The sequence below is a fragment of the Streptomyces solicavernae genome, from assembly GCF_029968095.1.
Taxonomy (GTDB): Bacteria; Actinomycetota; Actinomycetes; order Streptomycetales; family Streptomycetaceae; genus Streptomyces; species Streptomyces solicavernae.
This window is the reverse complement of record NZ_JASCIR010000009.1, coordinates 195,224-207,336: the sequence shown is the minus strand read 5'-3', so window position 1 is coordinate 207,336 and position 12,113 is coordinate 195,224. Positions and strand designations below refer to the sequence as shown.

Sequence of the window (12,113 nt, the reverse complement as noted above, 5' to 3'; positions counted from 1 at the left end):
CCGTGAACCCACCCCCTACTCCGAAGGGACTCCCATGACCTCCCCCGACCTGACCCCCATCGACCTCCTCGAAGACACCTGGGCCAAAGGCGTGCCGCACGAGCAGTTCGCCCGGCTGCGGCGCGAGGACCCCGTGCACTGGCACGAGATACCCGGCGACCGTGAGGGGAATGGCGGCGACACCGGCTTCTTCGCCGTCACCCGGCACGAGGACGTCGTCGCGCTCAGCCGGGACCCGGAGCTGTGGTCCGTCGAGCGCGGCTCGTTCTTCGTACGGGACCAGCCGCCCGAGGCCCTGGAGAGCCTGGCGCTCACCCTCGTCGGGATGGACCCGCCCAAGCACAGCCGCTACCGGCGGCTCGTCAACGCCGCGTTCGCGCCGCGCATGATCCGCAAGCTGACCGAGGACATCGAGCGGCGGGCCGGAATCCTCGCCAACCGGGTCGCCGAGCTGAGCGAACAGGGCGGCGGCGGGGTCGAGTTCGTCGAGGAGCTGGCCGCGCGGCTTCCGTTGCAGGTGATCTGCGAGATGGTCGGCATCCCGGCCGCCGACGAGGACAAGATCTTCGACTGGTCCAACCGCATGGTCGGCTTCCAGGACCCGGACTTCCGTACCAGCGAGGAGGACGGGCAGATCGCGGCGGCCGAGATCTACGGGTACTGCGACGCACTCGCCGCCGCCCGCCTGAAGGAGCCGCGCGACGACGTGATCAGTGCTCTCGTGCACGGAGAGGTCGACGGGGAACGGCTCAGCGCGCACGAGATCGACATGTTCTTCGTGACGCTCTGCGTGGCCGGCAACGAGACCACCCGCAACCTCCTCGCCGGCACCCTGCTCACCCTCGCCGAACACCCGAAGGCGCGGGCCGAGCTGGTCGCGGGCATCGACGACGAGGCGCTGTGGGCCACCGCCACCGAGGAGTTCCTGCGCTGGAACGGCTCGATCCACAACTTCCGGCGCACCGCGACCCGCGACACCGAACTCCGCGGCGTACCGGTCGGGGAGGGCCAGAAGGCGGTCCTCTACTACACCTCCGCCAACCGCGACGAGGCCGTCTTCGCCGACCCGGACGTGCTCGACCTGCGCCGCACCCCCAACGACCACCTGGCGTTCGGCGGCGGCGGTCCGCACTACTGCCTGGGCTCGGGCCTCGCGCGCACCGAGATCAAGTCGCTCGTACGAGCCCTGCTCCGCCGCTTCCCGCACGTCGAGCTGACGGGCGAGCCGCGGCGGATGCGCTCGGACTTCATCAACGGGATCAAGTACCTCCCTGTGCGCTTCAGCTGACCCCCGCCCCGCCCCGCCCCCGCGGAGGTCAGTCGGCGATACGGACCGCCGTGCCCGCCACGTGCACGCGCGGGTCGCCCCGGCGCAGCGTCACCGTGAGCGTGCCGGGGCGGCCCAGGTCCTCGCCCTGCCGGATGACGAACTCCGACTCCTCGCCGACCAGGCCGAGCTCACGGGCGTACGCGCCGAACGCCGCGGCCGCCGCGCCCGTCGCCGGGTCCTCGACGACGCCGCCGACGGGGAAGGGATCGCGGGCGTGGAACAGCGCGTCCGACTCGCGCCACACCAGCTGCAGGGTGGTGAGGCCGAGGCGCCGCATGAACGCCTCCAGGCGGGCGAAGTCGTAGTCCAGGTCGGCGAGGCGTTCGCGGGTGGCGGCGGCGAGGACCAGATGGTCGTTGCCCGCGAAGGCGATGCGCGGCGGCAGCGCCGCATCCAGGTCGGACCCGGCCCAGCCGAGCGCGGCCAGCGCCTCGTCGAGGTCGGCCCGCCCGACGTCCTTGACGTGCGGTTCGACGCTGGTGAGGGTGGCGCGCAGCTCGCCGTCCACCGCGGCCACCGTGACCGGGACCGTGCCGGCGGGGGTCGCGAACACGTAGTCGCCGGGGCCGCCGCCGTGCTGGGCGAGGGCGACGGCCGTGGCGACCGTGGCGTGCCCGCAGAACTTGACCTCGTCCTTCGGGCTGAAGAAGCGCAGCGTGTACGCCCGGCCGCCCGCAGGGGCCAGCTCGGCGGGCGGGGCGGTCAGGAACGCGGTCTCGCTGTAGCCGAGCCCGGCGGCGATCGCCAGCTGCCGCGCGTCGTCCAGGCCGCTCGCGTCGAGCACGACACCGGCCGGGTTACCCCCGGCCGGGTCGGCGGAGAAGGCCGTGTAACGGAGGACGTCGGGGCGGGCGGAGGGTGCGGTGGATGCGCTCATGTGCCGACCAACCCCGTACGGGACGCGGGCATTCCCCGGCCTGCGCCCGCGACGGAAAACTGCTCAACTCCGTACGGGACGCGGGCATTCCCGGCCCGCGCCCGCGACGGAAAACCGCTCAACCCCGCCCGATGAACGGCATGTTCGTGGCCATCACCGTGGCGAACTGCACGTTCGCCTCCAAGGGAAGCTCCGCCATGTGCCGCACCGTGCGGGCCACGTCGGCGACGTCCATCACCGGCTCGGCGGCCAGCTCCCCGCCTGCCTGCAGGATGCCGCGCTGCATCTGCGCGGTCATGTCGGTCGCGGCGTTGCCGATGTCGATCTGGCTGGTGGCGATCCGGTACGGGCGCCCGTCCAGGGACAGCGACTTCGTCAGGCCCGTCATGGCGTGCTTGGTCGCGGTGTACGCGACGGAGTGCGGGCGCGGCACCTGGGCGGAGATCGACCCGTTGTTGATGATCCGCCCGCCCTGCGGGGACTGGCCCTTCATCTGCCGGAACGCGGCCTGCGCGCACAGGAACGCGCCGTTGAGGTTGGTGTCGACGACGTGCCGCCACGCCTCGTAGGACAGCTCGTCCAGGGGGACGCCGCCCGGGCCGAACGTACCGGCGTTGTTGAAGAGCAGGTCGAGCCGGCCGAACCGGTCCCCGGCGGCGGCGAACAGGGCCGCCACGTCGTCCTGCACCGCGACATCGGTGCGTACGCAGAGCACGTCGTCGCTCTTCGTGAGCGCCGCCGTCTCCTGAAGGGCTTCGGTGCGCCGCCCGGCGAGCGCCAGGGACCAGCCGCCGCGGGCCAGTTCGAGGGCGACGGCCCGGCCGATGCCGGAACCCGCGCCCGTCACGATCGCGATCTTCGTTTGCGCCTCGTTCATGGCCCCGCAGCGTACGGGACGCGCGGCAATCCGCCGCTCATCCGTCCGCCATACGACTGTTGTGTACGCGACAGCCCCCGGTCTTCGCGCCCCCGTCGAATGCCTCTGACAACAACCGTCAGGGGAGGGGCAGATGACAGTCGCCGCGCACGAAGCAGCCCGCAACGCAGCTCACCGCACCGACGAACTCCAGGCCGCGGCACGCCACTTGGGGCGCCGGCGGTTCCTCACCGTGACCGGCGCCGCCGCCGCGCTGGCCTTCGCCACCAACCTGCCGGGCACCGGCGCCGCGCACGCCGCGGAACTGGACGCACGGCGCATATCCGACGACCCGTTCAGCATGGGCGTGGCCTCCGGCGACCCGCAGCCCGGCAATGTCGTGCTGTGGACCCGGCTCGCCCCCCAGCCCTTCGAGGCCGACGGCGGACTGCCCGCCCGGCGCGTCACCGTCGCGTGGGAAATCGCCCACGACGACCGCTTCGCCCGGACCGTCAGACGGGGCACCGCCACCGCGCACCCCGAGTTCGGCCACTCCGTGCACGTCGAGGTCGACGGCCTGGACGCCGGGCGCGTCTACTACTACCGCTTCCGCACCGGCAAGTGGGTCAGCCCGGTCGGCCGCACCCGCACCGCCCCGGCCCGCGCCGCCGCCGTCTCCGCCCTGAAGCTCGCCGCCGTCTCCTGCCAGGCGTACCACGACGGCTACTTCACGGCGCACGGGCACCTCGCGCAGGACGACGTCGACGTGGTCCTCCACCTCGGGGACTACCTCTACGAGTACGCCGTCAACTCCACCGGCGGCGCCCGCAGCTACACCGACCGCGTGCTGCCCGCCCACTTCAACCGGGAAACCGTCACCCTCGACGACTACCGGATGCGCTACGGCCTCTACAAGTCCGACCCCGACCTGAAGGCCGCGCACGCCGCGCACCCGTTCCTCGTCACCTGGGACGACCACGAGACCGAGAACAACTACGCGGACGACATCCCCGAGAACTCCGTACCGCCCGAGGAGTTCCTGATCCGCCGGGCCGCCGCGTACCGCGCGTACTGGGAGAACCAGCCGCTGCGCCGCCCGCAGCAGCCGTCCGGGCCCGACATGCAGCTCTACCGGCGCCTGCACTGGGGCCGGCTCGCCCAGTTCGACATCCTCGACACCCGCCAGTACCGCTCCGACCAGGCGTACGGCGACAACGCGCACCCGGCCGGGCCCGAGACGGACGACCCGAAGCGCAGCATCACCGGCGCGACGCAGGAGCGCTGGCTGCTCGACGGCTGGCGGAAGTCGCGGGCGCTGTGGAACCTGCTGCCGCAGCAGGTCGTCGTGTCCCAGCGGGCGTTCGACCTCACCGACACGCCCAAGCTGTCCATGGACGCCTGGGACGGCTACCGCGCCTCCCGCACCCGAGTGCTGGACGGGGCGCGCGCGGCCGGAATCGACAACCTGATGGTGCTCACCGGCGACGTGCACCGCGGCTACGCCTTCGACATCAAGCAGGACTTCGACGACCCGGACTCCAGGACCCTCGGCACGGAGATCGTCGCGACCTCCATCGCCAGCGGCGAGGACGGCGCCGACAGGCCCGCCACGTGGGACACGTACATGAAGGCCAACCCGCACCTGAAGTTCTTCAACGGCCGCCGCGGGTACGTGACGGTGGCCCTCGGCACGGACGCGGCGCGGGCCGACTTCAAGACGGTCCCGGCGGTGACGACGCCGGGCGCGCCGATCTCGACGGCGGCTTCGTTCGTCACGGAGGCGGGGGACCCGGGCCTGAAGCCGGTGTAACCGGCTTCTCGTGACCGCCGCCACCCCGGCCTCGGCTCCCTGCCGAGAGGACTGGCCTCGACCACGCCGGCCGAGCTGAGAACATAGGGAGCCGAGGCAACTATGGGGAGGGGTTGAGGTACGTGACGGCTGTGGACCGGCGTTCCGCAGGGCTCAGCGGGCCAGAGGTACGCGACGGCGGCAAGGCGGCCGCGCGGCGCACCGGACTCCTCACCACGTTCCTGCTCGGCGGGCTCACCGCCGTACCGCCCCTCTCCATGGACATGTACCTGCCGGCACTGCCCGAGGTCACCCGCGTCCTGGCCGCGCCCGCCGCCACCGTGCAGCTCACCCTCACCGCCTGCCTCGCCGGGATGGCGCTCGGGCAGCTCGTGGTCGGGCCGATGAGTGACCGCTGGGGGCGGCGCCGGCCGCTCCTCGTCGGCCTGCTCGTCTACATCGTGGCCACCGCGATCTGCGCCGCCGCGCCCGGCGTGGAACTCCTCGTCGCCTTCCGCCTGCTGCAGGGACTCGCCGGCGCCGCGGGCATAGTGATCGCCCGCGCGGTGGTGCGCGACCTGTACGACGGCGTGGACATGGCCCGGTTCTTCTCCACCCTGATGCTGATCTCCGGGGTCGCCCCGATCGTCGCGCCGGTGGTCGGCGGGCAGGTGCTCCGCTTCACGGACTGGCGCGGCATCTTCGTCGTCCTCACCGCCATCGGCATCGCGCTCACCGCCCTCGTCTGGCGCCGCCTGCCCGAGACCCTGGCGCCGGAGCGCCGCCAGTCCGGCGGGGTCGGCTCGGCGCTGCGCACGATGCGCGGCCTGCTCGGCGACCGCGTCTTCGCCGGGTACACGCTCGCCGGCGGCTTCGCCTTCGCCGCCCTCTTCGCGTACATCTCGGCCTCCCCGTTCGTGATCCAGGAGATCTACGGCGCTTCCCCGCAGACCTTCTCCCTCCTCTTCGGCGTCAACTCGGTCGGCCTGATCCTCGTCGGGCAGATCAACGGCAGGATCCTCGTCGGACGGGTACGGCTCGACCGGGTCCTCGGGGCCGGCCTCGCCGTGATCACCCTCGCCGCGGCCGCGCTGCTCCTGCTGACGGCCGGGGTGTTCGGGGACGCCCGGGACCTCGGGCTCGTACCGGTCGCCGCCGGGCTCTTCGTCCTGATGTCCGCGATGGGCATCACGTTGCCGAACGCCAACACCCTCGCCCTGACGCGCACCCCGCACGCCGCGGGCTCCGCCTCCGCACTGCTCGGCACGTCGTCGTTCCTGGTCGGCGCCGTGGCCTCGCCGCTCGTCGGCATCGCGGGCGAGCACACCGCCGTGCCGATGGCCGTGGTCCAGCTGTCCTGCGCGCTGCTCGCGGCCGCGTGCTTCGTGGGGCTGTGCCGGCCGTGGCGGAACTCCCGTACGGCGGTGTCCGCTCGCGCCGAGGGGGCGGAGCGCTGACCCCGCCACGGCTGCGCAGCGGCCCGCCCGAGCGAGCCGGACTCGACCCGGAGGAGCTGCGGCTGCTCGCCGAGGAGGTGCGCGCGCTGCCCGGCACATGGTGCGCGGGCGCGGTGGTGGTCGCCGGGCGCGGCCCCGTCCTCGCGGTCGAGGAGGCGGCGGGCTGGGCCGTCCGGTACGCCGCCGGGGGCGTCGAGCTCCCCGCCCACCGCCGCGTCCCGATGACCCTCGGCACGCCCTTCGACCTGGCCTCGCTCACCAAGCTGTGCACCGCCGTCGCCGCCGTCCAGCAGATCGAACGCGGCACCCTCGGCATCGACGCCCGGATCGCCGCGTACGCCCCCGAGCTCACCGCGGCCGCGGACCACGGCATCACCGTGCGCCAGCTGCTCACCCACACCTCCGGCCTGCGCCCCGAACTCCCGCTGTACGCCTGCCCGGACGAGCCCGCGATGCTCGCCGCGCTGCGCACCGAGGAACCGGTCGCCGAGCCGGGCGGCGCCTACCTCTACTCCGACCTGAACATGCTCCTGCTCCAGCAGGTCCTGCAGCGCCTCACCGGCCGCCGCCTGGACCGGCTGATCCGCGACGGCATCACCCGGCCCCTCGGCATGCGCGCCACCGGCTTCGGGCCCTGCCCGTTCGCCGCGGCCACCGAGGACCAGCGCACACCGCGCGCGAAGCTGGACCGCGGCATGCTCAGGGGAGTGGTGCACGACGAGAACGCGTACGCGCTCGGCGGCGTCGCCGGGCACGCGGGCCTCTTCGGCACCGCCCACGACCTGGCGGTGTTCTGCCGCACGCTGCTCGGCGGCGGCGCGTACGGGCCCGCGCGCATCCTCGGGCCGGACTTCGTCGACCTGCTGCTCCGGCCGCCGGGGCTCGGCTTCCTGGTCGACCAGCCGTGGTTCATGGGGGAGCTCGCGGGGCGCGGGGCCGCGGGGCACACGGGGTTCACGGGGACGTCCCTGGTGCTCGACCGGGCCACGGACAGTTTCCTGGTGCTGCTCGCGAACACGGTGCATCCGGTGCGGAGGGTGCCGGACAGCACGCCCCGGGCGCGGGCGGCCACGCGGTTGGCGCGGGCGGTGGCGGGGGCGGGGGCGGTCTGACCCCGGAGCCCCCCGGGGGTGCTGGGGCCGCGGGTACGATTCCCCAGGTGAACGACCCCGCCCCCGCCGAAGCGCTCCGCCCCGCGCTGAGCGGCCTGCTCGACGGACTGCCCCCCAAGCAGGCCGCCCAGGCCGTGGACCGCCTGATCGCCAACTACCGCGGCCGCACCCCGACCGACGCCCCCGTCCTGCGCGACCGCTCGGACGTCGCCGCCTACGCGGCGTACCGGATGCCCGCCACCTTCGAGGCCGTACGCTCCGCCCTCGACGCCTTCGCGGCCGCCGCCCCCGAGGGCTGGTCGCCGGGCAGCCATGTCGACATCGGCGGCGGCACGGGCGCCGCGACCTGGGCGGTCAGCGCGACCTGGCCCGAGGAGCGCCCGGTCACGGTCCTCGACTGGGCGGAGCCCGCGCTCGCCCTGGGGCGTGAACTGGCCGAGTCCAACCCCCTGTTGCGCGCCGCGCGCTGGCAGCGCTCCCGTATCGGAGCAGCGCTCACCGTCGAGAGCGCTGATCTCGTCACGATCTCGTACGTACTGGGCGAGCTGACCGAGGCCGACCGCGGCTCGGTCGTCGAGGCTGCGGCCGCGGCCGGCGAGACCGTCGTCGTCGTCGAACCCGGCACCCCCGACGGCTACGCCCGCATCATCGAGGCCAGGGACCGCCTGATCGCCGCGGGCCTGCGCATCGCCGCGCCCTGCCCGCACAGCGCCGCCTGCCCCATCGAGCCCGGCAAGGACTGGTGCCACTTCGCGTCCCGCGTCAGCCGCTCCTCCCTGCACCGGCAGGTCAAGGGCGGCTCCCTGGCGTACGAGGACGAGAAGTTCAGCTACGTCGCCGCCACCCGCCTCCCGGCCGCCCCGGCCCCGGCCCGCATCGTCCGCCGCCCGCAGCTCCGCAAGGGCCAGGTGCTGCTCGACCTGTGCGTGCGCGACGAGCAACTGACCCGTACGACGGTGACGAAGCGGCACGGGGACCGGTACAAGGCGGCCCGGGACGCGGAGTGGGGCGACGCCTGGGAGTGACGCCTGGGAGCGACGCCTGAAAGTAGGGCCGCCGCTTGTTGCGTACGGCGAACCTGCCCGCGTACGGCGAACGTGCCCGCGTACGGCGAACCCGCCCGCGTACGGTCACGCGCGCGAGGCGGTCAGCAACGCAGCTCCTGCGTACAGCACTTGACGCTCCCGCCGCCCTTGAGCAGCTCGCCCAGATCCATCCCGACCGGCTCGAAGCCGCGTTCCCTGAGCGGCCCGAAGAGGCCCACCGCGGCCTGCGGCAGCAGCACGTGCACGCCGTCCGACACCGCGTTCAGGCCGAGCGCCGCGGCGTCCGGCTCCTCGGCGATCAGCGCGTCGGGGAAGAGCCGGCGCAGGACGGCCCGGCTGCCGGGGGAGAAGGCGCCGGGGTAGTACATGACCGCGTCGCCGGAGTCCGCCGCGTCGTCGAGCACGGCGAGGGCGGTGTCGAGGTGGTAGTAGCGCGGGTCGACCAGGTCGAGCCCGATCACCGGCCGCCCGAAGAACTCCTGCGCCTCGCCGTGCGACAGCGGGCTGGCCCGGAAGCCGCGCCCGGCGAGCACGTACGAGGCGGTGACGGCGAAGTCGCCCTCGCCCTCGTTGATGTGGGCGGGCTCGCACACGTCGGCCTCGGCGAAGCCGTGCGTACGGAACCAGTCGAGGTGCGCGGCGGCCTCGGGGGCGCGCTCGGCGTGGGCGAAGCGGGCGCCGAGGACGCGGCCGCCGATCACGGTCGCGCCGTTCGCGGCGAAGACCATGTCGGGGAGTTCGGGGCGGGGGGTGAGCTCCTCCACGGTGTGGCCGAGCGAGCGGTAGCGCTCCCTCAGGTCCTCCCACTGGGCGACGGCCAGGGATACGTCGACGGGCTTGGCCGGGTCCATCCACGGGTTGATGGAGTACGTGACCTTGAAGTGCGCGGGTGGGCACATCAGGTAGCGCCGGGGTGTGGCGTGACGAGGCAATGAGGGCTCCTCACGGTGGGTGGAGCGGCCGGGTGTCGGCCACTCGGATTGCTGCCCATGGTCCGCCGTGAAGAGCCCTCCTGCGCGGTGGCGAACGGGTTGTTTTCCGTATGTGCCGCGCGCGTTCACCCCGCGAACGGTCATGAGGGCGAGACATGAGGGCGAGATTCCGAGACGATACGTATCGCCTCACCCCGCTGCTACATTCGAGCCATGGCCACCAAGACAGCCCCCGACTCATCGCGGCGCAGCGAGCGCTCCCGCCGCGCCATCTACGACGCCGCCCTCGCCCTGATCGGCGAGGCCGGATACGCGAAGACCACCATCGAAGGCATCGCCGCCCGCGCAGGCGTCGGCAAGCAGACGATCTACCGCTGGTGGTCGTCCAAGGCGGAGGTCCTGCTCGAAGCCTTCGTCGACCTCGGCGAGCGGAGTATGGCCGAGGCGGCCGACGCCGCCGGGGTGGACCCGGAGGAGTACCGCGCCATCCCCGACTCCGGCGACCTCGCGACCGACCTGAAGGACGTGCTGCGCGCCACCGTCGACGAGCTGAAGGACCCCCGGTTCGAGATCCCCTACCGTGCGCTCGCCGCCGAGGGCATCATCAACCGCGACCTCAGCGCCCGCGTCGTCGAACAGCTCCTCGAACCCGGCCTCCAGCTCTACGTGGCCCGGCTGCGCGCCGCCCAGGAGGAGGGCGAGCTGCGCGCCGACCTGGATCCGCGGATCGCTCTCGAACTCTTCGTCTCGCCGATCGCGCAGCGCTGGCTGCAGGGCACCGGCGAGCTGACCCACGCGTACGCGGACACCCTCGTCGAGTACGCGCTGAGCGGTCTCACCCCTCGCTGAGCGGTCTCACCCCTCGCTGAGCGGCCGTGCCCGGACCTGGCCCGTGACCGGAGTGCGGGTGAGGCGGCCGGGCGCGTTGGTGATCACGCCGTCGCAGCCCAGGCGCAGCACCCGGTCCCGCTGCCTCGCCGAGTTCACGGTGTGCGCCCACACATGCGGGATGCCCGAGGCGACCGCGCGCACCAGATCCTCGTCACGCGCCTTGTAGTCGACGTCCAGGACGTCCACGAAGCCGCGCCACTCGCGCGGCCGGTCGGTCCTCATCTGCCGGGCGCTGCGCCAGAGTTGGGTGCGCAGTCCCAGCTCGTGGGCGCGTTTCGCGACCGACGGCCAGTGCGAGTTGACCAGGACGGAGCGGGTCAGGCCGCGCTTGTGCAGCATCCGCGCCAGCGGGGCGAGCCCGTCCCTGTCCTTGACCTCAAGGAGCAGCACCACCCGCCCGCCGAACCGGTCGAGCACCTCGGCCACCGTGGGCGGGCGCTCCGGCCGCCAGGTGCCGCGCAGCGAGGGGTGCGGCGTCAGTCGTACGTCGCGCCACTGCTTCGCCGTGAGGGAGCGGACCCGGCCCTTCCGGTCGGTCGTACGGTCCAGGGTCGCGTCGTGCATCGCGACCAGCGTGCCGTCGCGCAGCACCCGGGTGTCCACGTCGAGCACCTGGGCCGTGCCCCGCTCGAACGCCGCCATCAGCCCGGACATGCTGTTCTCCGGCACTTCCAGGGCGCCGCCGCGATGCGCGGTGTACGTGATGCGGGGCAGCGAGTCGACGGTGAGCGGGCCGCCGGCGCTCCACTCCAGGGGTGCCGTCGGGCCGCCCGGGGTGACGCCGGACGGCCTGGCCGGGGCGACGCCGGTCAGTTGTCCCGCCAGGGCGAGGGCGGTGATGACAGCGGGTGCAGCCATGGTGACCATGCCGACCAAGGTAGGCATATATGTCCGGACTCGCCCGTCATCGTCACCCAAGGCCGCGCATCGCCCCCGGTACCCCGGTTGAGGAGTGCGGCCACCCGGGGCGCAGGATGGTGGCACCATGGACGGACGGGACGAAGCAAGGTGAGGGGATAGATGGGCGCGGAGTTCGGCCGCCGGACCGGCGGACAGAGCAGGTTCTCGCAGTGGCTGCGCGCCCGCCGCCCCAAGGAAGCGGCCGACGACGACGGCGGTGGCCGCACGGCCCTGCTCCTAGCCGCGGCCGCGGCAGGGCTGCCGCTCGCCCCGGCCGCGCACCCGGCCGGGTACCGCTGCTCCTGCGAGCGCATCGGCTGCCCCACCCCCGCCCGGCACCCGCTCTCCTTCGCCTGGCAGACCCAGTCCACCACCGACCGCGCCCAGATCGAGCGCTGGGCCGAGCACCAGGTAGAGGCCAACTTCATCACCGCGACGGGCATGGTCCACGACGTCCTGGACGTGCCGGTCGAGGCCGGACGCAGCGCCCTGGAGCGGCTGCTCGCGGCGGGCGTCGAGGTCGGCCCCGTCGCCGAGTCCGGCGGGGACCGGATGATGTTCTTCACGGCGACCCGCGGCACCCCCGAGGACGAGGACGAATGGTGGCCGTGTGAGCTGGACTGCCACCCCGAGACGATGGACGAACACCCCGGCCTGCGTTGGCACTGCCGGGGTTCGTACGTTCTGGTGCCGCCCGCCCGCCTGCCCGGCGAGCTCGACGTGCACTGGGTGCGCGGCCCGGAGCATCCGCTGCCCGAGCCGCTGACCCTCCTCGAAGCGCTCACCGACGCCATCGCGCGGTATGCGGACGCGGGCGCGGAGCCGGAGAGCGCGGCCTGGCCGCTGCGCGGCTGAGCTGCACGCGCTTGCGCGCGACGACGGCCGGGCGAGACCCCCTCGCCCGGCCGTCGTCGCGCGTCGCA

General features: G+C 73.4%; 11 protein-coding genes. 7 read left to right on the top strand and 4 right to left on the bottom strand.

Features of this window, described 5'->3' with window-relative positions; all coding sequences use genetic code 11:
• The first annotated feature begins 34 nt into the window (after positions 1-34).
• Entirely contained in the window at positions 35-1,288 is a 1,254-nt protein-coding gene (locus QIS99_RS13900; RefSeq protein ID WP_282513563.1) for a cytochrome P450, read from the top strand.
• 28 nt (positions 1,289-1,316) lie between these two features.
• On the opposite strand, the gene QIS99_RS13895 is transcribed toward QIS99_RS13900, so the two are convergent.
• Both QIS99_RS13895 and QIS99_RS13890 read right to left on the bottom strand, forming a co-directional pair.
• Positions 1,317-2,207 carry a PhzF family phenazine biosynthesis isomerase gene (locus QIS99_RS13895; protein ID WP_282513562.1) on the bottom strand — a complete coding sequence of 297 codons (891 nt, stop codon included), beginning with the start codon at positions 2,205-2,207 and terminating at the stop codon, positions 1,317-1,319.
• Positions 2,208-2,325: 118 nt separating this feature from the next.
• Positions 2,326-3,084 carry an SDR family oxidoreductase gene (locus QIS99_RS13890; RefSeq protein ID WP_282513561.1) on the bottom strand — a complete coding sequence of 253 codons (759 nt, stop codon included), beginning with the start codon at positions 3,082-3,084 and terminating at the stop codon, positions 2,326-2,328.
• Between the two features lie 133 nt (positions 3,085-3,217).
• On the opposite strand from QIS99_RS13890, the gene QIS99_RS13885 reads away from it, so the two are divergent.
• The 4 genes from QIS99_RS13885 to QIS99_RS13870 all read left to right on the top strand — a co-directional run bounded on the left by QIS99_RS13885 (position 3,218) and on the right by QIS99_RS13870 (position 8,446).
• On the top strand, positions 3,218-4,873 hold the full coding sequence (locus QIS99_RS13885; protein ID WP_282513560.1) for an alkaline phosphatase D family protein: 1,656 nt from the start codon (positions 3,218-3,220) through the stop codon (positions 4,871-4,873).
• A gap of 131 nt (positions 4,874-5,004) precedes the next feature.
• Positions 5,005-6,309 carry a Bcr/CflA family multidrug efflux MFS transporter gene (locus tag QIS99_RS13880; RefSeq protein WP_282513607.1) on the top strand — a complete coding sequence of 435 codons (1,305 nt, stop codon included), beginning with the start codon at positions 5,005-5,007 and terminating at the stop codon, positions 6,307-6,309.
• On the top strand, positions 6,255-7,421 hold the full coding sequence (locus tag QIS99_RS13875; RefSeq protein ID WP_408909553.1) for a serine hydrolase domain-containing protein: 1,167 nt from the start codon (positions 6,255-6,257) through the stop codon (positions 7,419-7,421). The genes QIS99_RS13880 and QIS99_RS13875 overlap by 55 nt, the downstream gene beginning before the upstream one ends.
• Before the next feature lie 47 nt (positions 7,422-7,468).
• Positions 7,469-8,446 carry a small ribosomal subunit Rsm22 family protein gene (locus QIS99_RS13870; protein WP_282513558.1) on the top strand — a complete coding sequence of 326 codons (978 nt, stop codon included), beginning with the start codon at positions 7,469-7,471 and terminating at the stop codon, positions 8,444-8,446.
• 122 nt (positions 8,447-8,568) lie between these two features.
• On the opposite strand, the gene ddaH is transcribed toward QIS99_RS13870, so the two are convergent.
• On the bottom strand, positions 8,569-9,399 hold the full coding sequence (gene ddaH / locus QIS99_RS13865) for a dimethylargininase (protein ID WP_282513557.1): 831 nt from the start codon (positions 9,397-9,399) through the stop codon (positions 8,569-8,571).
• A gap of 213 nt (positions 9,400-9,612) precedes the next feature.
• Here ddaH and QIS99_RS13860 point away from each other — a divergent pair, with 213 nt between their 5' ends.
• A complete protein-coding gene (locus QIS99_RS13860; protein WP_282513556.1) occupies positions 9,613-10,248 on the top strand; it encodes a TetR/AcrR family transcriptional regulator in 636 nt (211 codons plus the stop codon).
• A 6-nt stretch (positions 10,249-10,254) separates the two neighbouring features.
• Here the strand turns inward: QIS99_RS13860 and QIS99_RS13855 are convergent, their stop codons facing one another.
• Positions 10,255-11,148, bottom strand: coding sequence for a glycerophosphodiester phosphodiesterase (locus tag QIS99_RS13855; RefSeq protein WP_282513555.1), 894 nt, complete (start codon positions 11,146-11,148; stop codon positions 10,255-10,257).
• Positions 11,149-11,310: 162 nt separating this feature from the next.
• Here QIS99_RS13855 and QIS99_RS13850 point away from each other — a divergent pair, with 162 nt between their 5' ends.
• Positions 11,311-12,045 (top strand): bifunctional DNA primase/polymerase, encoded by a 735-nt coding sequence (locus tag QIS99_RS13850; protein ID WP_282513554.1) that lies wholly within the window; start codon positions 11,311-11,313, stop codon positions 12,043-12,045.
• Positions 12,046-12,113: the final 68 nt, after the last annotated feature.

What these genes read in the sequence shown, in the direction of transcription:
- QIS99_RS13900 (WP_282513563.1), top strand. Translation starts at nt 35, where the DNA reads ATGACCTCCCCCGACCTGACCCCCATCGACCTCCTCGAAGACACCTGG.
- QIS99_RS13895 (WP_282513562.1), bottom strand. Translation starts at nt 2,207, where the DNA reads ATGAGCGCATCCACCGCACCCTCCGCCCGCCCCGACGTCCTCCGTTAC.
- QIS99_RS13890 (WP_282513561.1), bottom strand. Translation starts at nt 3,084, where the DNA reads ATGAACGAGGCGCAAACGAAGATCGCGATCGTGACGGGCGCGGGTTCC.
- QIS99_RS13885 (WP_282513560.1), top strand. Translation starts at nt 3,218, where the DNA reads ATGACAGTCGCCGCGCACGAAGCAGCCCGCAACGCAGCTCACCGCACC.
- QIS99_RS13860 (WP_282513556.1), top strand. Translation starts at nt 9,613, where the DNA reads ATGGCCACCAAGACAGCCCCCGACTCATCGCGGCGCAGCGAGCGCTCC.
- QIS99_RS13855 (WP_282513555.1), bottom strand. Translation starts at nt 11,148, where the DNA reads ATGGCTGCACCCGCTGTCATCACCGCCCTCGCCCTGGCGGGACAACTG.
- QIS99_RS13850 (WP_282513554.1), top strand. Translation starts at nt 11,311, where the DNA reads ATGGGCGCGGAGTTCGGCCGCCGGACCGGCGGACAGAGCAGGTTCTCG.